Here is a 21,874-nt window from a genome sequence, read left to right as displayed (position 1 = left end):
CTTAGAATTCAATGCCGTCGAGCTGGGCCACCGTCATGATGTCCTTGTCACCGCGACCGGAGAGATTGATCACGATGTGCTGGTCGCGACGCATGGTGGGTGCCAGCACCTTGGCGTGGGCCAGGGCGTGGGCCGACTCCAGCGCCGGCATGATGCCTTCCATATGGGTCAGCTCGCGGAACGCCTCGAGCACCTGCTGGTCGTTGGCGGCGACGTAGTTGACGCGCCCGACGTCCTTCCACAGGGCGTGCTCGGGGCCCACGCCGGGATAGTCGAGCCCGGCGGAGATCGAGTGGGTATCGGAGACCTGGCCGGCTTCGTCGGACATCAGGTAGGTGCGGTTACCGTGCAGTACGCCGCGCGGCGCATTGGAGGCCAGCGGCGCGGCGTGGCGCCCGGTCTCGACGCCGTCACCGCCCGCCTCGACGCCGTACATGACCACCTCGTCGTCCTCGACGAACGGATAGAACAGGCCCATGGCATTGGAGCCGCCACCCACGCAGGCGATCAGCGCGTCCGGCAGCCGGCCGATCTGCTCCAGCGACTGGCGACGCGCCTCGCGACCGGCCACGGCGTTGAAATCGCGCACCAGCAGCGGATAGGGGTGCGGGCCGGCCACGGTACCGATGATATAGAAGGTGTCGTCGACGTTGGTCACCCAGTCGCGCAGCGCTTCGTTCATGGCGTCCTTGAGGGTCCGGGTACCGGACTCCACGGGGATCACCTTGGCGCCCAGCAGGTGCATGCGGTAGACGTTGAGCTTCTGGCGCTGGACGTCTTCGGCGCCCATGTAGACCTCGCACTTGAGGCCCAGGCGCGCCGCCACGGTGGCGGTGGCCACGCCGTGCTGGCCGGCGCCGGTTTCGGCGATCACCCGCGGCTTGCCGCTCTTCTTGGCCAGCAGCGCCTGGCCCACGGTGTTGTTGACCTTGTGCGCGCCGGTGTGATTCAAGTCCTCGCGCTTGAGCCAGATCTGCGCACCGCCCAGTGAATCCGACCAACGTTTGGCATGATACAGCGGCGAGGGCCGCCCCACGAAATGGGCCAGATCATAGTCGAATTCCGCCTGGAAGTCGGGATCGTCGCGCATCGCGGCGTAGTTCTTCTCGAGTTCATCCAGGGCGAAGCTCAACGTTTCCGAAACGAACCGGCCGCCGTAGGGGCCGAAATGGCCGCGCGCATCGGGCAGTCGGGTCAGGTCGCTGAACTTGGTCACGAAAGACACCTCACAGGGTCGCTTGAGCGGATTGGCGTACCTGGTGCGCACCGCATGGCTTGCGATACGAACCGACCCCGGAGCATAGCAGGTTTTGAACGGCTTTTAGAGCGTCGTCACATCATCGACGATGGCTTGATGAACATCCGGTAACCACTGGTAGCCGCTCGGATAATGCAGATGGCGGACAGGCACCTGGCCAGCAATTCGCGACAGACGCATGAAGCGGTCAATACGAAGATCGGCAGCCGCAGGTCGGGCCACTCCCGGCGCAAACGCCCGACCTCCGCGCTGGGTCTCGAGCAGATGCCACAGGAAAGAGTGGCGAGCCAGATGAATCACGGCCTCCGAGGCCGGCACGGGAACTATCTGCGGGCGGGCATCAGGCCCAACCTCCCGCTCACGCGCCAGAAGATAGATCGCAGCCACCGGCAGCGGCTCAGTCGCCGCCCGGCCCAGCGCCTGCAGTGGCACGCTCAACTTGGTAAATGCCGGATGCACCAGCGGGTAATCCTGCTCACCCGAGACGAAACGCCGCACCTGCTCCGGCGTCATCTTGAGTTGCGGAAAGCCATGCAGGCAACGCACCCCATGGGCAGTGATGGACAGCGCCGAGATATCATCGGCCAGCAAGGCAAAGCCCGCCTTGACCAGCGAAGTCACCAGCGTACTCTTGCCGCCGGTACGATCCGCTGCAAACAGCACCGCTCGGCCATCTACCTCGACGGCGCCGGCGTGCAGTGCCGTGACCCCCGAGAGCTCGAGGTAACAGCTGAAAACATGGCCGAGCAGGCAGACCTCTACCATGTAGTCGAGCGCAGGATCGAGCAGCTGGCAGTCAATATGCCCTGGGGTAAGCGTAAAATCCGCCACCCGCGGGAAACGCATCACATAGCCATCGGCAACCGCATACAGCTGAACGGCCGACTCGCCGTAGTGGTTCTTGTCGGGGCTAGCGTATAGGCAGGCGTCTGCCGCCAGGCTCGGTGCGTGGCACACGACACGGCAGTCAAAACGCAAATCCGACTCACCGGAGGGCGCCACCGAGGTCATCGGCGTGCGAAAGCGGCGCTCGGTAGACACACGCTGCCCGAAGATAAGATAGCGGTGGCTCATCGACGGGTCAGTGGGTCATTCACACAGGTGATGATGGGATGCTACCGATATTACACGGGAGTGATGTCAGGCACCGTGCTGCCTGGATCGCTACCAATAGGATCCAGATTCCGATCGCGGGTGATGTCCGTTACCTCGCCCCACTGCTTGATCTGAGGTGGCTGGTACGCAATTCGCTGCGACGCTGCATCAGCAGGAGTATGCTCTCGGCTAGCCATGGGTAATACCTCTCTCGTAAGCCTGCTCAGCGCAGGCAGGCATGATCGGAAACGTAATGAAAAATTAGCACAACATCTACTTACACTCCAGCCTTAACCGCTACTGCAGCCCACGCTGCTCATCAACGGCAATATGGCCCGACAGCCTGGGCAGCCATCGAGCCAACATCAGTCCTTGATTGCTATAATCAAGCGAGCCAGATCAATCGTAGGTATGGCCGCCGGGGAAGACGCTTCCGTTCTCGGAGCCTACCTGCTTACCCGGCTTGTTGTAGCCAATGTCTCCGGGCCCACCCGAATTACCCAGCTGGGTCATGTCGGATATATCCCCCCACCGCTTCAATTGTGGCGCTGCATAGCCAAGACGTTCACCGGTTGTTTTTTCTTCATTGTTCATCATTGCCAACACTCCTGCGCATAGTTACGGCCAGCCGTGCCTGATCAGCACACTACAAAACTATGCCCTGTAACAATGCGATACAAGATGAAACATTTAGAACGGCGACTGATTTTAGTCAACTCGCAGCATGAGGCCACGCCATCCTGGGCAACATCGCCTCTTCCGGGCTACCAGTGCCGACGCAGCCATAGCTCGAGAGAGAGCATCGGCCACAGATCGATGTCGTTGCGCTCGCCGCTAAGCAGGCTCTCGCACTGCCGCTGCAGGCAGCGCTCATCGACAAATCCCATGGACGCGCAGCGACTGTCGGTCACCAAGTCACGTACGGTGTCGTGTGCCTCTTCACGCAGGGCATGCAGGTAGAGCGGTTCTGGCGATACCTTATGGGCCGCATGGATCGCATCGCGAGGCATTATCCCGCTCATCGAACGCTTGGCGAGCCGCTTGAACTGGCGCGGCCGCGTGATGAGGTGCTGGGGGCAGGCAAGCACGAACTCGACTACCCGCCGGTCACTCCAGGGGTCAAAAAAATCCACCCCATAGCGGGCGCATAGACGTTCGCTAAACTGAACAACACGAGACGCCAGCGGCGAACTCATCAAGGTGAAGCGTTGCCGCGCCGCATAACCAGGCCACCCCTCACCGTACGTGGCCTCTGGATCGCGCTGCGGCAATCCTGCTTGCCGCAGGAAGCCCCGGTCAACGTAGTCCCCCGCCCGCTGCCCCAGCCACGTTGGCAGTGGAGCGGCCTGATGCGAAAGCCGCCCAAGGCGGTCGCGGCCTGCATCCAACAGCTGCCTCCAACGCATGGCCACTCGACGCGGCACGAGATCGACAAGCAGCGGCGTCACGACATGCTCACGCAAGGTGGCTAACCGCGAGGCACCGTACATCCGCGAGAGTCGTGCCAGCTCACGTCGAGACTCGGCATAGAGTCCGTCTCGCAGCATTCCAGCAATGTCGAACACCGCCTCCCCGCTCATCAGGTCGCCACGGAAGCCAAACATCATGCCACTCGCTCCGTCAGCCGCGGCGGCAGATATCGCGCGGTGCATATAGGCGTGGTAAATGGACATGTAGGGATCGTCCTGATGAGGACGATACGCCGCGAGATCCACGAGGGGGTAGGTCTCCTCTGCGGCAATTTCGTGTACTGGAATCGCATAGCGATCCGCTACTTTATGGATATTGTCGCGCTCGTCACACTCGGGAAAGCGCGAGAAGGCCCAACTGTAGGCCTTCATGGATGCGACGTCTTCGCCTTGCTCGGCCAGCCAGCCACCCATTGATGCCGCTGTCGAGGAGTCCATGCCTCCGCTCAGGCTGATGCCCATGAACGATTTGGTGACAAGACGAGCGCGCATGACATCGGCCATCAGCTCACGGAAATGCTCGTCATACTCGCGCACATCGGTGTAATGCAGCCGCTGCCCGGCGTCGGGCTGCCAGAAGTAGCGGCGCGATACGCTGCCGGTCATCGTGATGATGACCTCTTCAGCCTGCCTGACCTCATCGACGCCCTGATAGAAGGTATGCCCACCAGGGACCTGCATGTCGGCGAGGTAGCGAGCTACCGTCTGCTCGTCGATTCGCTCTGCTCGGTTACTCACGGCAAGCAGCTGGCTGATCTCGGAGGCAAACAGCACACGGTTGGACTCCACTCGAAAGTAGAGCGAGCGCATGCCCATCGCATCTCTCGCCAAGGTCAAGCGGCCGCGGCGCTGATCCCAGCATGCATAGGCGAAGTCACCCAGCAGCCGTGCCGGGGCATCCTCAGGATAGGCTAACAGCGTCTTGAGGATCAGCGCGCCATCGCTCGACGGTTCATCCAGCGATTCGCAAAGCACCTGGCGGTTGTCGATTCTTGCAGTAGCCGCCACGGCCAGGCCTGCATCGGGAGCCGCCAGCGGTTCGCATACCCCTCTGCCACCACGCAGGGTATCAAGCGACAGACAGGCGAGGCCCGCAGCACCGGCTTGCAGATAGCTGATGCCCTCCCTGCCACGGTACGCGGCGGGCGCCACCATCGCCTCGAGTTCAGCACGGGTGACGGCGGCGCCATCAAGACGAACGATGCCGCAAATACCGCTCATGCACGACCTCCAGGGTCAGGGCGTATCAACCACTATGAGGAGCTTATTGTCGACCAGCTGCGCCAGAAACGCCTGCAAATCATTGAACAGCCGATCAGCATCAACCTGATAGAGTTCCAACAGCGCAGCCTGAGCGGCTTCGAGTGTTCCGCTACCCAGCAGGCAACGCCACATATCTGCTGCCACACCTTCCAGATTAAAGACGGGCACAGCGCTACCCTGATCGAGGGTCAATCGAGCGAGCAATACCTCATCGCCATTATCGAACCATAGCAGTCGACCCGAGGGTAACAGCGGCCCCGGCCCACTATGCTCCAGCAGCGTGGAACGGGCATCGGAATGTCCCAGCTCGCGGGCCGCCACGCGCCGCTTGATACTCAGCTCAGGTGGTAAAATGTTCCACCCGGCGGCAAAACCTTGCCGCTGTTCATCCCAGTAGCGTGTCTGCGGCTCACACCAGGCAAAGGCCACGTACTCGGTAATGCCCACCCAATAACCATGGCCGGCCAGAAGCTTCTTGCGCCTTTCACGCCAGGCAGTGTAGCCCTCCGCATAGCGCTCGAAGCCGATATCAAGGAGATCCTCGGCGTTCAGGCATAGCGTTACCCTTGGCTCTTGCAGCTCAATGTTGCGGCATAGCGCCGGCACTGCATATAACGGGCAGAATACCACTCGCCTATATGCCAGCGTGTGCAGCGTCTGCTGAAAACGCACACCTGACAGCGCGCAGTCATCGACCACGATAAGCAGGTCATCCTCTGCCGACGGCGTCGAATCGATGCTGGCCAACTGTTCAGGACGCAGATCCAGATAGTACGCCAGCATGCCCAGCACGATGTAACCACCGCGTGGAATTGCCGCAAAGCGAGCACGGGCAATGCGCTCCGGCCCGAGGGCATGGCACAGCTTGCTGGCCAAGCGCTCCGTCACTCGCTCGGCAGTGGCGTAGTCGACGTAGCGATGGCGCGAGAGGACTTCTTGCAGATGGATGGCGAGTTCTTGCAAGCGATCGAGCTGGACGTCCGTAAAGCGACCTAGCACGCCCAGCAGCACATTGGGATCTGCCCGCCCCACCAACCGGGCATCGGGCATGTCAGCCCAGAGGGGGTTGGCACAGACAGCCGCCATCAGAGAAGACAGCGCGGCTTGCGGGCTGTCCTGGCGGGTAAAGGACATGACGCGTTCAGCTGGAATAGTACCGCTAAGCAGCACCACCAACCCATGGCCGGTACGCGTCATGTGTCGAACACCTCACCCCCTTGGCAATCGATCAGGGCCTTCCGCGGCCTCGGCCACCGCCGCTAGTGTTGGCGGGAGTGAACACGCTGCCGTTGTCGGACCCTACCTGGTTGCCACCAGGGTTGAAGCCGACATCGCCGGCGCCACCGGATCCTCCGAGCCGTGTCAGAGCGGCAACGCTGCCCCACTGCTTGAGCTGCGGGGCGCTGTATTCAAGACGTGCACCCTGTTCAACACCATTGTCATGCAAGCCTTTCATCGATAGCTCCTCGTATGGAGTGGACGGCTAAAACTTTTTAATGGCTTCATCCAGCCAAAGATACACTCTTTAACACAAAAGAAACAAGCAGTGCCAAAACATCGAGTTTTACTATTGTAGGTGGCGCTGTTACACGCTGCTGCCAGGCTATCAGTGCGGCATACGCCTCAATCGATCATCTGCGGCCATCACGCCCCGCAAAAAATCGCCTATCAACTCGGCCTGCTTGATACCTGGCGCCTGTTCCACACCCCCGGAAACATCCACCGCGAAGGGCCGTACTGCCGCTATGGCCTCGACGACATTGGCCGCCGTCAGGCCGCCGGCCAGGATCACCGGCGCCGCCAGGCTTGCAGGGATTCGCGACCAGTCGAAGGTCTCGCCGGTGCCCCCCGGCACGCCGGGCTTGTAGGCATCGAGCAGCAGGCCGCGGGCACCGGCGTAGTCCGCCGCCGCGGCATGCAGGTCGATGCCGTCACGCATACGCAGCGCCTTGATCCAGGGCCGCGGGGCCGCCGCGCAGAAGGTTGGCGACTCGTCGCCGTGGAACTGCAGTAGATCGAGGTGCGGTGCGCAGGCGGCGATGAACGCAGGCGACTGGTCGACGAACAGCCCGCCCCGGGTGACGAAGGCCGGCACCCGAGCACTGAGTTCGGCCAGATGCTCGAGGTCCACCGCGCGCTTGCTGCCCGGCCACAGCACGAAGCCCAGCGCATCGGCGCCGGCGGCCACCGCGGCGTCAATATCCTCGGCGCGGGTCAGGCCGCATATCTTGACCCGGGTACGGTGCAGCGCACTCATGGCGACTCCTCCTCGGGCGCCGAGGCGGCCCTGTGCTGGGCTTGCTGTTGCGCATCGCCCTGAGCTTTCTGTTGCGCTTCGCGCTGAGCTTTCTGTTGCGCTTCGCGCTGACCTTGGCGATACGTCGGCAGCGACGGGTGGCCCTCGTCCTCGGCCAGCGGCCGGCCGCGGCGATAGCGCACCAGCGGCGAGTCAGGCAGTTCGCGCTCGCCGGTCCACTCGCCGAGAAAGGCCAGCAGATTTGGGCCGAGCGGCTCGCGGGGCAGTGTGTACTGCGAATCATAGATGGAGTCGACGAAGTGCAGCCCGCAGCCCGGCGCGGTGGCGCTGGCCTGGGTGCGATCGCGCAGCGTCAACAGCCGCGCGATGTACTCTTCATCCTGCTCGCCGCGGCCGACGTCGACCAGCGCGCCGACGATATTGCGAATCATGTGATGGACGAAGGCGTTGGCCTGGACATCGACTACGACCAGCGGGCCATGGCGATGCACCTCGATGAAATGCAGGTGGCGCCAGGCGGTCTTCGACTGGCAGCCGGCGGCGCGGAAGCTGGAGAAGTCGCGCTCGCCAACCAGCACCTGGGCGGCGCGGTGCATGGCGTCGGCGTCCAGCGGGTCGCGGCACCAGGTGGCATTGGCGCGCTCGAGCACCGGCCGACTGGGCTGGTTGAGTATCACGTAGCGGTAGCGTCGCGCCAGGGCCAGGAAGCGCGCATGGAAGTCGTCGGCCACCGGCACCAGCCAGCGGATGGCAATATCCCGGGGCAGGTTGGCGTTGGCGCCGAACACCCAGGCCTTCTGCGAGCGCGACACCGGCGGGTCGAAGTGAATCACCTGGCGCGTGGCGTGCACGCCGCTGTCGGTGCGGCCACTGCAGTGTACGGTGACCGGATGCCCGGCCACCCGCGCCAGGGCCTGCTCGACTTCATACTGCACCGAAGGGGCGTGCTTTAGGCGCTGCCAGCCGCAGTAGGCGCTGCCGTCGTACTCCACGGCGGCGGCCAGGCGGCCGGTCAGGCGGGTCTTTTCGTCCAGGCGTTTAAACAGGGGCATCGGCTCGTCAGCGGCTCGTCGGGGTCAGCGCGCCGCTAGGCCGCGCGCATCACAGGTCGTATTGGGCAATCAGCCGCCGCGCCTCGGCCTCCAACTGGGGGTCTCCCTGGGCCTCGGCCAGCGCCTGCTCGAGCAGCACGCGGGCCGACTGTGGCTGGCCCTGGTCGAAGCGCTCGCGGGCCGTATTAATCAGCCCCTGAGGCGAAGCGGCGGCATGCTGCTCATTATCCAGATGCAGCGGCTCGAACGCCACCTCCTCGATCTCCCACTCCTCTTCGACGGGCTTGGTCTCGACCGATGCTTCCTCGGTCGATAGTGCCGCGCCGCCCGGCTCGAACTCGACGCTGGGCTGCATCGGCGTTTCCTCGCGGGGGGCCGAGGGCTCGAGTGACGGCGGGCGATAGTCGATCACCCGCGGCGACTCACCGCCGCCCGACGAGACCGGCGGCGGCGTAACGCGCTGTGGCTCCGGCTCCGGCTCCGGCTCCGGCTCCGGCTCCGGCTCCGGCTCCGCAGGATGATCGGCCTCGGCCGCCATCTCGGCCATGGCCGCGTTAGGCTGACGACGCGCCATCAGCCGCTCGACCTCGTCCTGCAAGCCCGGATCATCGACGCCGCGCAGCGCTTCGGCTTCGCGCTCGGCGGCACCCCAGTCGCCCTGCTCGACGTGAACCGCAAGTAGCTTGAGACGCAGATCGTGACGCTGGGGCTGCTCGTCGAGACTGGCCTCCAGCAGCTCGCGGGCCTGATCGTAGCGGCCGTAGGCCATGAAGATATCCGCCTCGCTGATGGCTTCGGCCTGCGGCATCGGCCGCGCGACGGGCGGTTCATTGGCTGGCGCATCGTCCTGCACGCTCGTCCCTGGCGTGGCAGCAGTCGCAGCCTGGACATGGCTGGGCGCATAGACGTTGGGCATTACCGCCGTGCCGTCGACGTAGCGCTGCCCGGCCCTCGGCGCGTTGCCGCCCTCGCGACGACGACGCACCAGCGCCCATAGCGCCAGCAACGCCGCCAGGGCCAGACCCGCCACGGTCAGGCTGCCATCACGCAGCTGTTGCCATAGCGCGCCCCACCAGGGCTCAGGCTGGGGCGCAGGACTCGCCGCTGGCGGCGTTATGCCGCCGGTGCCGGCCTGCTCGCTGGGTGTGCCGTCGGCGCTGAGCTGGGCCAGCTGGTTGCGCATGGCGGCAAGCTCATCGCGCATCTCGCGCATGTCCTGCTGCAGCTGGTCGCGCTCGGTTTCGACGTTGCTCAGCGCCTGCTGGCTGGCGATCAGCTCGGCTTCCAGGCGCGACAAGCGCTCGTCGGTATCGCTCTGGGCCTGCTCTGCATCACCAGCCTCCTGCCCGGTGTCGCCGGCGACCGCCAGGCCGGCGCTCTGGGCCGCCTCGTCCACCGCCTGCGCATCGCTGCCGGTCGTTGCTTGCTCCTCGGCGGCCAGATCGTCGTCGCTAAGCAGGGTCAGGCGCGGCTGCTCATCGGCGTCAGCCGCCGCGACAGTCTCGGCCTCGGCTTGCGGCAGCGCGCTCGCCGCCACCGCGGCACCGCCGTCAGCCTGGCGGGCCGCCCAAGCCTGGCTCTGGGTCTCCACGAGGGTGCCAGCGTCGCTGGGCGAGCGCCGGGTGATCGCCTCGCGGGAGGGAACTTCGAGGGTCACTCCGGCGCGCATCGAGTTGATATTGCCGGACGGAAAGGCGTCGGGGTTGGCCTCGACCAGTGCCAGCATCATCTGGTTGATGTCGATATCGTCGCCGGGACGCAAGCGCGAGGCGACTGCCCAAAGGGTATCGCCGCTGCGCACCGCAGCGGGGTCACCGCTGCCGCCGGCAACTGGCGCGGCCGACGGCCGGGGAGGCGCCGCAGCGGACGGCGTGGCCAGTGGCGGCACGTTGCTTTCGGCCACCCTGGCGGCGGCGCCCGCCACCAGCACCGGGCTGTCTTCGTAGCCCGGCGGGTCGAACAGCAGCGTGACCTGGCGCAGCACACGCCCATCGGGCCAGTCGATATCCAGCAGCAGGTCGAGGAAGGGATCCCGCACCGGCTGCTCGGAGCGCATCGATACCACCAGCTCGCCGTCGTGACGCTCGATGCTGAAGTCGATGCCGCGCGCCACCAGACCTCGGCTCAGGCCGGCCTGCTCGAATGCCGCTTCGTCCGCCAGCGCGACGCGCATGCGCCGCGGGTCGACGCCATCCACATCGGTGAGCGGCAGCGTCGCACGCAGCGGCGCACTAAGGCGCGAATGGACCTCCACCTCGCCCAGCCCAAGTGCCAGAAGCGGCGTGCTGGTCGCTGCCGTTAACGACAGCGCGATGGCCAGTGAGAGCTTGCGGTTCATTGTCTAGGTGACCCTGCGACTTGGGAGCAGTGTAGGCTGCGCCGGAAACTGGCTGCGCTCGCCGCCTTTACGTATAAAGCCCTGACTCGAAAACATCGTTTTCATCAGCAGAATGCATCAGACAACACCTGACAAGCCCGTGCATTCAACGCATGTCAGTTTTCCTCCTGTTCATGAGACGACGCCTCCCCATTGGGGAGGCGTCATCAGCTCAGCGAAGCGGCGCTCGATTTACTGCTCGCGCAGAATCTTGAGCATGCGCTTGAGCGGTTCGGCGGCGCCCCACAGCAGCTGGTCGCCGACGCTGAAAGCGGACAGGTACTCGCCGCCCATAGCCAGCTTGCGCAGGCGACCCACCGGCACGCTGAGAGTGCCGGTGGCGGCGGCCGGCGTCAGGCCGTCGATGGTGGCGTCCTTGTCGTTGGCGATGACCTTGACCCACTCGTTGTGCTTGGCCAGACGATCCTCGATCTCATCCATCGGCACATCTTTCTTCAACTTGATGGTGAACGCCTGGCTGTGAGAACGCATCGCACCAATACGCACGCACAAGCCGTCGATGGGGATCGGGTTGTTATCGAGGCCGAGAATCTTGTTGGTCTCGACGCTGCCCTTCCACTCCTCGCGGCTCTGGCCGTTGTCGAGCTTGGTATCGATCCACGGCAGCAGGCTACCGGCCAGCGGAGCGCCGAAGTTATCGGTGGGAAAGTCGCCCGAACGCATCGCCGCGGTGACCTTGCGGTCGATGTCGAGGATTGCGCTGGACGGGTCGCTCAACTCACCGGCAACGCTATCGCGCAGGCTGCCCATCTGGTTGAGCAATTCGCGCATGTGCTTGGCGCCGGAGCCCGAGGCGGCCTGATAGGTCATGGAGGTCATCCACTCGATCAGGTCGGCCTCGAACAGGCCACCCAGCCCCATCAGCATCAGGCTGACGGTGCAGTTGCCGCCGACGAAGGTCTTGGCGCCCTTGGCCAGCTGCGCGTCGATCACGCCGCGGTTGACCGGATCGAGGACGATGGTCGCTTCGTCTTCCATGCGCAGGGTGCTGGCAGCATCGATCCAGTAGCCCTTCCAGCCCGCGCCGCGCAGGTCGCCGTAGACCTGCTTGGTATAGTCGCCCCCCTGGCAGGTGACCACGACATCCAGCGCCTTTAGCTCGTCGATGTCGGTGGCATCCTTGAGCGGAGGCACGTCGACGCCGATATCGGGGCCGGGCTTGCCGACCTGGGAGGTGGTGAAGAAGATCGGCTCAATGCCGTCGAAATCTCCATCCTCCTGCATGCGCTGCATGAGCACCGAGCCCACCATGCCGCGCCATCCGACGAAACCGACTTTCAACATGTGAAGTCCTCCAGAATTCAAATGAGGCCAATATTATACATGAAGCGCGCCCGGGCCGCAGAAACCCAAAGTACCTTTGAGGCTAATCCCGGGGCTAATCCGTCGACAGGCTTTCGGGGAGGCGCTGTGAACCCTTCCATGGGCGCTACCTTGCGCCATCCATGGCGCAAACCTCCCCTTCAGCCTGTCCCCGGCGCCCCTCACCGCTGCAGTAGATGGCGCTTTAGTTAAAGTGTCTCAAACGCCGCCAGCACGGCGTCTCCCATCTCGCTGGTGGAGACCTGGCGAGTGCCGGGGTAAGCGATATCGGCGGTGCGCAGGCCGTCGTCGAGGACCTTGCCCACTGCGGCCTCGATGCGCTCGGCCAGGGCCGGTTCATTGAGCGAGTAGCGCAGCATCATGGCCACCGAGAGAATCGTCGCCAGCGGGTTGGCGACGTTCTGCCCGGCGATGTCGGGGGCGCTGCCGTGGCACGGCTCGTACATGCCCTGGCCGGACTCGTTGAGCGAGGCCGAGGGCAGCATGCCGATGGAGCCGGTGAGCATCGCCGCAGCGTCGGAGAGGATATCGCCGAACATGTTACCGGTGACGATCACGTCGAATTGCTTGGGCGCGCGCACCAGCTGCATGGCGGCGTTGTCGACGTACATGTGCGAGAGCTCGACGTCGGGGTACTCCGGCGCCAGGCGCTCCATCACCTCACGCCACAGGATGGTGACCTCGAGCACGTTGGCCTTGTCGACGCTGCACAGCTTCTTGCCGCGCTTCTGGGCCATTTCGAAGGCGACCCGACCGATGCGCTCGATTTCGCTCTCGGAGTAGACGTAGGTGTTGAAGCCGACACGCTCGCCACCGCGCTCCTCGATGCCGCGCGGTTGGCCAAAGTAGATGCCGCCGGTGAGCTCGCGCACGATCATGATGTCGAGACCCGACACCACCTCGGGCTTGAGGCTGGAGGCTTCGGCGAGCTGCGGGTAGAGAATCGCCGGGCGCAGGTTGCCGAACAGGCCGAGGTTCTTGCGCAGGCCGAGCAGGCCCTTCTCGGGACGCCTGCTGAGGTCTTCGATCTTGTCCCACTTGGGGCCACCCACAGCGCCGAGCAGGATGGCGCTGGCAGCCTCGGCCTTGGCCAGGGTCTCGGCGGGCAGCGGCTCGCCGTGGGCGTCATAGGCGGCGCCGCCGACCAGCGCTTCCTCGACCTCGACATCCAGGCCGCGGGCCTGGCAGGCGGCCAGCACACGGCTGGCCTGGGCGGTGATCTCAGGGCCGATGCCGTCTCCCGGGAGTACCAGAATCTTGCGTGTCATGTGTTTTTCAATCCTTGTCGTTCGCCGTTTCCAAGCGAATGGTGACGGGCTGTACGGCGACAGCGGAATTAAGGCCTCAGGCCGATACCTTGTCGCGGAACAGCCACGGCCGTGCGGCGCGATGCTTGGCCTCGAAATCGCCAATGGCATCCTCGTCCTGCAGGGTGATGCCGATATCGTCGAGGCCGTTGAGCAGGCAGTGCTTGCGGAAGGCATCGACGTCGAACTCGAGGATCTCACCCTCCGGGGTGGTCACGCGCTGGTTCTCGAGATCGACGTCGAGGCGATAGCCCTCGTTGGCTTCCACCGCCTTGAACAGCCGATCAACGGTATCCTCGTCGAGGGTCACCAGCAGGATGCCGTTCTTGAAAGCGTTGTTGTAGAAGATGTCGGCGAAGCTCGGGGCGATCACTACCCGAAAGCCGAAGTCCTCCAGCGCCCAGGGGGCGTGCTCACGGGAGCTGCCGCAGCCGAAGTTGCGGCGTGCCAGCAGCACGCTGGCGCCCTGGTAGCGCGGCTGGTTGAGCACGAAATCGGGGTTGAGCGGGCGCTGGCTGGCGTCCTGGCCCGGGTAGCCCTCGTCGAGGTAGCGCAGCTCGTCGAACAGGTTGACGCCGAAGCCGGTGCGCTTGATCGACTTGAGAAACTGCTTGGGAATGATCAGGTCGGTGTCGACGTTGGCGCGGTCCAACGGCGCCACCAGGCCCTGCTCGCGTTCGAACTGTCTCATGGCTCAGGCCTCCTGGGCGATAGGTTGGGCGTCGAGCTGACGCACGTCGACAAAGTGGCCGGCAATGGCAGCGGCGGCGGCCATCGCCGGGCTGACCAGGTGGGTGCGGCCGCCGTAGCCCTGGCGCCCCTCGAAGTTGCGGTTGGAGGTCGAGGCACAGTGCTCGCCGGCCCCCAGCTTGTCGGCGTTCATCGCCAGGCACATCGAGCAGCCCGGCTCGCGCCACTCGAAGCCGGCCTCGGTGAAGATCTTGTCGAGCCCCTCGGCCTCGGCCTGGCGTTTCACCAGCCCCGAGCCGGGCACCACCATGGCCAGCTGGATGGAGCTCGCCACCTTCTTGCCCTTGGCGACCTTGGCGGCTTCGCGCAGGTCTTCGATGCGCGAGTTGGTGCAGGAGCCGATGAACACCTTGTCGAGGCGGATATCGGTGATCTTCTGCTTGGGCGCCAGGCCCATGTACTCCAGTGCACGGGTGTAGCTGCGCTTGACGGTGTCGTCGGCGGCGTCGGCCGGGTCCGGCACTTCGCCGGAGATACCGGTGACCATCTCCGGACTGGTGCCCCAGCTGACCTGCGGTTCGATGCTGGCGGCGTCGATCTCGACCACCTTGTCGAAGGCGGCGTCAGCGTCCGAGACCAGACCGCGCCAGTCGGCCACGGCGGCGTCCCACTGCTCGGCGGTCGGCGCATAGGGGCGCTCGGCGAGGTATTCGATGGTGGTGTCGTCGACAGCGATCAGACCGACCCGGGCGCCGGCCTCAATGGCCATGTTACACACCGTCATGCGGCCCTCCATGGAGAGGCTCTGGATCGCGCTGCCGGCGAACTCGATGGCGTAGCCGGTGCCACCTGCGGTGCCGATCTGGCCGATAATGGCCAGCACCACGTCCTTGGCGGTGACGCCAACGCCCAGCTCACCCTCGACGCGCACCTGCATGTTCTTCATCTTCTGCGCCAGCAGGCACTGGGTGGCCAGCACGTGCTCCACTTCAGAGGTGCCGATGCCGTGGGCGAGGGCCGCAAAGGCGCCGTGGGTGGCGGTATGCGAGTCGCCGCAGACCACGGTCATGCCCGGCAGGGTAGCGCCCTGCTCTGGCCCCACCACGTGCACGATGCCCTGGCGGGCGTCGTTGATCTTGAACTCCTCGATGCCGAATGACGCGCAGTTATCATCCAGGGTCTGGACCTGGATCAGCGACACCGGATCCTTGATCCCGGCATTGCCCTCAGCGCGCTCGATCACCGTGGTCGGCACGTTGTGGTCCGGCGTCGCCAGGTTGGCGTCGAGCCGCCACGGCTTGCGATTCGCCATGCGCAGGCCTTCGAATGCCTGGGGCGAGGTCACTTCATGCAGCAGTTGGCGGTCGATGTAGATCAAGGCGGTGCCGTCGTCGCGCTCCTTGACCAGGTGCTGCGACCACAGCTTGTCGTAAAGGGTCTGGCCTGCCATATCGTTCTCCCGGGCTCGGGGCCCTGTTTTCATCATCCGGTCTGCGCCCGGTGCGCCGCGGCTATCTCGGCGACAGGCCTACGAGGAGGCGCTGTAAATACCTCCCTGTGCGCTACCGATTCCATCCCTGGAATCGAACCTCCTCTCCGGCCTGTCCCCAGCGCCGCTGTGTCGTGGCGCTGGGCGGTGGGCGCTGGGCGCTTATCGCTATACCCGCAGTCTCCCGCCCCTCGCCCATAAAATCAATTCATGTTATTTATGCTTTGAATTCCTATAAGGAATACATAGCGTGGATACGCAAAGCCTCCAAGCCTTTCTCGCCGTGGCCGACCACGGCTCCTTCTCGCTGGCCGGCGAGCAGCTGCATCTCACCCAGCCGGCGGTGAGCAAGCGTATCGCCAGCCTCGAGGAGCAGGTCGGTGCCCGCCTCTTCGACCGCATCAATCGCCGCGTGTCGCTGACAGAGGCGGGCCGGCTGCTGCTGCCGCGGGCGCGGCAGATCCTGGTGATGGTCGACGACAGCCGCCGCGCGCTCTCCAACCTGAGCGGCGACGTGGCGGGCAGCCTGACCATGGGCACTAGCCACCATATCGGCCTGCACCGCCTGCCGCCGCTGCTCAAGCGCTATACCCGCGCGCATCCCGAGGTACGCCTGGACATGCGCTTCCTCGACTCCGAACAGGCGTACCAGGAGGTACTCGACGGTGAACTAGAAATCGCCGTGGTAACCCTGGCGCCGGTGCCCGACCCGCAACTGACGGTAGTGCCGGTGTGGGTCGACCGGCTGCGCTTCGTCTGCGCCCCAGACCATCCCTTGGCCCAGGGCGCCACGCCGGCGCTATCGGCGCTTTCGGGCCACGACGCGGTACTGCCCGGCCCGCTGACCTTCACCCGCGGCATCGTGATCGACACCTTCGCCCGCGACGGCCTGCAGGTACAGGTAGCGCTCTCCACCAACTATCTCGAGACGCTGAAGATGATGGTCAGCATCGGCCTTGGCTGGAGCGTGCTGCCGGAGTCCTTGATCGACGCCAGCCTGCACGTGCTGGACATCGAGCACCGCCCCATCGAGCGGCCGCTGGGCTATCTGGTGCACAAGAGCCGCACCCTCTCGAATGCCGCCCGCTCGATGATGGCCCTGCTCGACGAGGCCCGCCAAACTCCCTAGGATGCTAACTTTATGTGCCGCGACGCTGCGTCTCACCCAGGATACTGAATGCCCGCTCAGGATGCCCGTAACGCCCACCCTGCTTCTCCAACGCCACGCCAGGTCATCGCTGGCGTGGCGATCCTCGCTGGCCTGATCTGGCAGATCCTGCTGTTCACCGGCGCAGACGTAACCTCACTGCCGGTGGGCTACCTGCTGTGGTTTTCGGTCCTGCTGCTGTGGCGCGACATTCCCACTCGCTCGCGCTACCAGGCCGGCGCGCTGATTGCGCTGGGCGCTGGCATGCTGGTGGCAGCGCGGCTGGGCTACGGCGCCGAGGTAGCGTGGGCATGGACGCTGGACGGCAATACCTACGTGGTGGCGATGCTGGTGGGGGTGAGCTTCATCAGCCTGATCGGCACCCAGAGCCCGGGGCGAAGCGGCACCCGCCTGACCGGCTGGCACGGCATACTCAGTACCTGGTTCAGCGTGCATCTACTCGGGGCGATCCTCAATCTATCCACGATTTTCATGGTCGGCGACCGGCTGCGCTCGCTTGGCGCCTCGCGCGACGGCACGCCGGCTAGCCTCAGCGAGCCACAGATACTTGCCCTCAACCGCGGGCTCTCCAGCGCCGCGTTCTGGTCGCCGTTCTTCGCCTCGATGGGGGTGGTAATGAGCCTGGCGCCGCAGATGAACTTCCTGTGGATTCTCGCCCTGGGCATACCCCTGGGGGCTCTGTCAGGGCTGCTGACCTGCCTCGAACTGCAGCGTCGCTTCGACCTCGCCGCGACCCCCGGTTTCGCCATGTCGCCAGCCAACCTGTTGATGCCAGTGGCCATGGCAAGCCTGGTGATGCTGTTTCACTACGGCCTGACGCCTGGGCTGTCGATCGTCAGCATCATTACCTTCCTGCTGCCGGCGGCGGCGCTGGCCAGCAACCTGCCCCAGGGGTTGCGCTGGACGCGACGGCGCATCGTCGAGCATACCCGCAGGCGGCTGCCGAGCATGCGCGGCGAGATTTCGCTGTTCCTGGCGGCGGGACTCTTTACTCAGGGGCTGTCGACGCTGATCGCCGCCGTGACGGGCGGCGAGTGGGTGCTGTTCGCGCACTTCGGCGCACCCCAGGCGGTGGCGAGCTATGCGGTCATCGTCGCCAGTGCCATCGTCGGCCTGCATCCGATCATCGGCGTCTCGACGCTGGCCTCGATGCTCGACCTCGAGGGCAGCCGCTACACGCTGCTGGCCTTCGTGGCACTGGCCTCCTGGGGCGTAGGCACGGCGGTGGGGCCGCTGTCAGGGATCAACCTCTCGCTGCAGGGGCGCTACGGCGTCAGCGGCTATCGCACCATGCGCCTCAACGCCCCCTATGCCGCCGTGATGTCCCTGGCGGTGGTGGCCGGCATCGTCCTGCTCGACCGCCTCCTCGCCTGATCAGTCGGAGGCGCGGGCAAAGTAGCGATGCCCACACTGGTGGCAGGGCTCGATGCGGGTGACCGTCTCGAGGGTGACCCTGGCGTCGCAGTGCACGCAGGCCATGCGCCCGGGAGCGGCAATCTCGCCTTCGCAGTAGTCGGCCTGGGCCGCCTCGAGGTCGTCCTCGAGCCGCTCGCGGTCGACAACACTGCGGTCGGCCACCGACAGCAGCGCCTCGCTGACCTTGCGCGACAGCACCGCAAGATCGATGCCCAGCCAGTTGGCCACGCTGTTACCACCGGCAGAAAGATAGCGGCGCATGTCCTTGAGGTCGCGCTCGACCCAGGCGCGCAGCAGCGCAAGCTCGTCCTTGGTGAACTCTTCCAGCTCGGCCTCGAACTCCACCGCATCGTCGAGATCCTGCTGCAATGCCTCCCATGACAGTTCGTCGGCGCCCTCCTGGAGACGCGCCAGCATGCGTTCATACCCTTCGCGCAGGCGATGCTCCTGCGGTGACTCATTGCGATCGCTCATGATCTGCTCCTTGAACGCTGGACGAAAAACCTGTCTTCATCATCTTCAATATTAGCGCCTGGATGCAAACCACACGACCCAGACCGTGCGGCTGCAAGCGCCTCTTCGCGAGCGCGGAGTGCCGCCCAGCACACTACGCACAATCCCAAGTAGCCGCTCAAGCCTCGCAGATCACGCAACATCGATTGCGTCAGCCCGAAGTCGAAGAAGGCCACCGGCACCATCATGCCGGCGGCAGCCAGTATCTGCAGGTCGGGCGCATGGCGGGACCGGCGCAGCTTCTTCCAGAATAACCACAGTGGTACTGCATATAGCAGCACCAGGCTCAGCACCCCGATTAGCCCTCGCCGTGCCGCGGTGTCGATGATCTCGTTATGCAGTTGCACATGGATGATGACGCGGTCATAGACCCTGCCCTCCTCGGCCAAGGCTCTCAGGGCGTCCTCCATATGGCGCTCGCCATGGCCGAGCAGTGGCTTCTCAGCGACCATGATCGCCCCGGCACGCCACAGCTCCAGACGCATGCCCAGGGAGTTGCCGGCCTTGCCCTGCTGCCAGTAGCGCTGCGCATCGCTTGTTACCTGCCCCACACGCTCACCGACACCGCTGTGTGGCAGCATGACAGTCACCAGCATCAGCGCTGCCAGCCCCGCCACCCCGAGGCGCAGAACTCGGCGTGGCAAGACGTCCCGGGCAGCGCGATAGACCAGCAGCAGCATGAAAGGTATTGCCACCCAGCCCCCGCGCGTGCCAGACAGCACCGAGCCCAATAGCCCCAGGGCAGCGGCCAACAGCGCAAGCACCAGTAAGGAAATATGCCGGGCCGAGCGATAGCGCAGGCGCCATAGCACTGCCATCAGCGCCAGCGAGCCCAGCAGCAGAGAGAGATTACCGAAGGGAATGGCATTGATACCGTTGCTGGCCCGCTCAGCCCCAAGCACCAGTCGCTCATAGAGCGCAATCAGCCCCGCCCCTGAGGCGCCCAAGCAGGCGCCCCACCACAGCATGCGTGGATTGGGCGGGTAGCACCGCAAAGCGATCAGCAGCGGCACCGCCAACAGTGGCCAGATCGGCAGCGCGCGAATGCCCGCCCTCTCGATGACTGGCCAGTGCCCCGAACGCCATACATCAAGCAACCAGACAGCACCGTAGAGCATCAGTGCAGCGCAGAACCAGGCGTCATCCCGATCGAGCCTTGCGTACTGCCCGCCACGTGCCGCCGCAGCGATCAGTAGACACAGCCCGAGCCCCGCGAGCGCAACAATTCTATGGGCGTCAGGAATCAGCACCAGCAGGGCAACGAAGGCCAGCATCAATGCGCTGTTGGCATGACCAATCGCCTGGCCAAGCTTCATCGGCACGTCAGCCTAAATCGATCAGGGGGTCTCTTCAGCATCGACCTCTCGGTAGTGGTGCGCCTGACGCCTGAACAGCTCACAGTAGATACCTTGACGCTTGATCAGTTCATCGTGGGTGCCGGCTTCACAGATCACCCCCTTGTCCATCACATAGATGTAGTCGGCCATTCTGACGGTCGAGAGGCGGTGGCTGATGACCAGTGCCGCACGGTGGTCGATCCGCTCGCGGAAGTTCTCGAACAGTTCGAATTCTGCCCCCGGGTCCAGCGCGCTGGTGGGCTCATCGAGGATGATGACGTTTGAGCGGTGCATGAACGCCCGGGCCAAGGCGATTTTCTGCCACTGGCCGATGCTCAGTTCCTGGCCGTCATCGAACATTCGGGTCAGCGGGGTATCGTACTGCCGCTTGAGGTTCTCGATGAAGGGCGCCGCTCCGGCATTGATGGCCGCGGCTCTTACGGCGGGCGTGTCTTCCGGCTCGCGAATATCGCCAAAGCGGATATTGTCACGCACGCTGGTCGCATAGTGTGTGTAGTCTTGAAAAATCACACTGAAAACACGGCGATAATCTTCGATACCAAACTCACGCACATCGATGCCATCGAGTGTAATGCGTCCCGAGGTCGGATCGTAAAGCCGACATAGCAGCTTGATCAGCGACGTCTTGCCCGACCCGTTGGCGCCGACCAACGCCACGATCTGCCCTGGGCGAATGGTCAGGTCGATATTGTGCAGTACCTGGCTATCGGTGCCGGGGTAGCAGAATCCCACGTTCTCGAAGCACACCCCTTCACGGGGCTCAGCGGGGACCTCGCGTGGCACTTCAGGCTCGGCAATGGCAGGCCGGATATCCAGAAACTCGAACAGCAAGCCGACGTAGAGATGGTCCTCGTAAAGCTTGGAGAGCTGCTGAACCAGCTCCTGTCCCATCGACTGTGCGCGCTGGAAGATCAGCAGGAACAGCACCAGGTCGCCAACGCTGTTGCGCCCTTCGGCGGTTTGCCAGGCAAGGAAGCCCAGCGAGCCGAAAAAAGCCACCGAGGCAATGCTGGCCACCACCATCTCGACACTGGTGCGCCGCTTGGTGATCGCAAGCTTCTCGCCGCGAATGGTACCGCGCAGCTTGGAGTACTGGTCGCGAAGGTAGTCGCCCAGCTGATTGAGACGCAGCTCCTTGGCGTTGATGTCGGAGGTCATCAGCCAGTCAAGGTAGGCTGCGCGACGTTCCATCTGCGTGCGCCGCCGCTGCCACTCATACAGGTAGCGCGTAAAGTAGATGCGCACTAGCAAGGCCGGCACGATGGCAATCAACAGGACCGGCAGCAGCAGCCAGTTGATGGTCATGATCAGCACCACCACGGCCGCCAGCATCAGGCTGTTCTTGCCCAGCATCATGAGGTTACTGGCCACCTGGGCCGGCCGCTGGTTGCCGGACTGACGTGCCCGCTCCAGCGTATCGTGATAGCGCGGGCTTTCGTAGAATGCCAGGTCGGCTCGCACAGCGCGTGAATGCACTTCGCGGTCGACGTAGTCAGCTACCATCATGCCCTGGGCTTCACGGGCCAACCCCGACAGGCTTCGCGCAGCGATGAAAGCGACAGTGCTCGCACCGGTCAACGCGACATAGAGCAGTACATGCGACAGCCCGCCGGGTTCACCCTCACTGCCGAGCATCTGGGTAACGACGTCTACCAGCTGCTTGAGGAGATACAGCACCGCCAGACCAAACACCACCTCCAGCGCCATCAGCAAGGTACTAAGCACCGTCCACTTGCGGCTGCTCTTCCACAGCATGGGCAGGATGCGCCGCAAGGTCAGCACAGGAGCAAGCAGCTTATCGGTCTGGATCATGGTTGG

18 protein-coding genes are annotated in these 21,874 nt (G+C 64.4%); 2 read left to right on the top strand and 16 right to left on the bottom strand.

The features are described from left to right. Position 1 precedes the first annotated feature (1 nt). The 13 genes from trpB to leuC form a co-directional block, all read right to left on the bottom strand. Positions 2 to 1,216, bottom strand: a complete 1,215-nt coding sequence (trpB, locus tag QC821_RS16460; protein WP_309723817.1) for a tryptophan synthase subunit beta — start codon at positions 1,214 to 1,216, stop codon at positions 2 to 4. Positions 1,217 to 1,321: 105 nt separating this feature from the next. Continuing rightward, on the bottom strand, positions 1,322 to 2,332 hold the full coding sequence (locus tag QC821_RS16455; protein WP_309723815.1) for a hypothetical protein: 1,011 nt from the start codon (positions 2,330 to 2,332) through the stop codon (positions 1,322 to 1,324). Between the two features lie 420 nt (positions 2,333 to 2,752). Beyond that, positions 2,753 to 2,950 carry a hypothetical protein gene (locus tag QC821_RS16450; protein ID WP_309723813.1) on the bottom strand — a complete coding sequence of 66 codons (198 nt, stop codon included), beginning with the start codon at positions 2,948 to 2,950 and terminating at the stop codon, positions 2,753 to 2,755. Between the two features lie 167 nt (positions 2,951 to 3,117). Further along, on the bottom strand, positions 3,118 to 5,043 hold the full coding sequence (locus QC821_RS16445; RefSeq protein WP_309723811.1) for an asparagine synthetase B family protein: 1,926 nt from the start codon (positions 5,041 to 5,043) through the stop codon (positions 3,118 to 3,120). Positions 5,044 to 5,058: 15 nt separating this feature from the next. Next, positions 5,059 to 6,282 carry a PqqD family protein gene (locus QC821_RS16440; protein ID WP_309723810.1) on the bottom strand — a complete coding sequence of 408 codons (1,224 nt, stop codon included), beginning with the start codon at positions 6,280 to 6,282 and terminating at the stop codon, positions 5,059 to 5,061. A 31-nt stretch (positions 6,283 to 6,313) separates the two neighbouring features. Beyond that, a complete protein-coding gene (locus tag QC821_RS16435) occupies positions 6,314 to 6,541 on the bottom strand; it encodes a lasso RiPP family leader peptide-containing protein (protein ID WP_309723809.1) in 228 nt (75 codons plus the stop codon). A 150-nt stretch (positions 6,542 to 6,691) separates the two neighbouring features. Beyond that, complete coding sequence (locus tag QC821_RS16430; protein WP_309723807.1) at positions 6,692 to 7,342, bottom strand: phosphoribosylanthranilate isomerase; 651 nt, start codon at positions 7,340 to 7,342, stop codon at positions 6,692 to 6,694. Beyond that, entirely contained in the window at positions 7,339 to 8,394 is a 1,056-nt protein-coding gene (gene truA, locus QC821_RS16425; RefSeq protein ID WP_309723805.1) for a tRNA pseudouridine(38-40) synthase TruA, read from the bottom strand. The genes QC821_RS16430 and truA overlap by 4 nt, the downstream gene beginning before the upstream one ends. Before the next feature lie 49 nt (positions 8,395 to 8,443). After that, positions 8,444 to 10,732: a type IV pilus assembly protein FimV gene (locus QC821_RS16420; protein WP_309723803.1), complete on the bottom strand. Its 2,289-nt coding sequence runs from the start codon at positions 10,730 to 10,732 to the stop codon at positions 8,444 to 8,446. Positions 10,733 to 10,963: 231 nt separating this feature from the next. Then, positions 10,964 to 12,076, bottom strand: a complete 1,113-nt coding sequence (asd, locus tag QC821_RS16415; protein ID WP_309723802.1) for an aspartate-semialdehyde dehydrogenase — start codon at positions 12,074 to 12,076, stop codon at positions 10,964 to 10,966. 227 nt (positions 12,077 to 12,303) lie between these two features. After that, positions 12,304 to 13,383, bottom strand: a complete 1,080-nt coding sequence (gene leuB, locus QC821_RS16410) for a 3-isopropylmalate dehydrogenase (protein WP_309723800.1) — start codon at positions 13,381 to 13,383, stop codon at positions 12,304 to 12,306. Positions 13,384 to 13,459: 76 nt separating this feature from the next. Beyond that, positions 13,460 to 14,113 (bottom strand): 3-isopropylmalate dehydratase small subunit, encoded by a 654-nt coding sequence (gene leuD / locus QC821_RS16405; RefSeq protein ID WP_309723799.1) that lies wholly within the window; start codon positions 14,111 to 14,113, stop codon positions 13,460 to 13,462. A gap of 3 nt (positions 14,114 to 14,116) precedes the next feature. After that, a complete protein-coding gene (gene leuC / locus QC821_RS16400) occupies positions 14,117 to 15,562 on the bottom strand; it encodes a 3-isopropylmalate dehydratase large subunit (RefSeq protein ID WP_309723797.1) in 1,446 nt (481 codons plus the stop codon). Between the two features lie 289 nt (positions 15,563 to 15,851). Here leuC and QC821_RS16395 point away from each other — a divergent pair, with 289 nt between their 5' ends. Beyond that, positions 15,852 to 16,730: a LysR family transcriptional regulator gene (locus QC821_RS16395; RefSeq protein WP_309723795.1), complete on the top strand. Its 879-nt coding sequence runs from the start codon at positions 15,852 to 15,854 to the stop codon at positions 16,728 to 16,730. 48 nt (positions 16,731 to 16,778) lie between these two features. Further along, positions 16,779 to 18,143: a hypothetical protein gene (locus tag QC821_RS16390; protein WP_309723793.1), complete on the top strand. Its 1,365-nt coding sequence runs from the start codon at positions 16,779 to 16,781 to the stop codon at positions 18,141 to 18,143. On the opposite strand, the gene QC821_RS16385 is transcribed toward QC821_RS16390, so the two are convergent. Genes QC821_RS16385 through QC821_RS16375 form a run of 3 tightly spaced genes read right to left on the bottom strand, consistent with a single transcriptional unit; the run spans position 18,144 to position 21,868 of the window. Beyond that, on the bottom strand, positions 18,144 to 18,659 hold the full coding sequence (locus tag QC821_RS16385; protein WP_309723791.1) for a zinc ribbon-containing protein: 516 nt from the start codon (positions 18,657 to 18,659) through the stop codon (positions 18,144 to 18,146). Next, positions 18,656 to 20,014: an O-antigen ligase family protein gene (locus QC821_RS16380; protein ID WP_309723789.1), complete on the bottom strand. Its 1,359-nt coding sequence runs from the start codon at positions 20,012 to 20,014 to the stop codon at positions 18,656 to 18,658. The genes QC821_RS16385 and QC821_RS16380 overlap by 4 nt, the downstream gene beginning before the upstream one ends. A gap of 21 nt (positions 20,015 to 20,035) precedes the next feature. Beyond that, complete coding sequence (locus tag QC821_RS16375) at positions 20,036 to 21,868, bottom strand: ABC transporter ATP-binding protein (protein WP_309723787.1); 1,833 nt, start codon at positions 21,866 to 21,868, stop codon at positions 20,036 to 20,038. Positions 21,869 to 21,874: the final 6 nt, after the last annotated feature.

It is taken from the genome of Franzmannia qiaohouensis (genome assembly GCF_031451695.1).
Lineage (GTDB): Bacteria > Pseudomonadota > Gammaproteobacteria > Pseudomonadales > Halomonadaceae > Franzmannia > Franzmannia qiaohouensis.
The sequence above is the reverse complement of the archived record's forward strand: the minus strand, read 5'-3'. Positions and strand labels throughout refer to the sequence as shown.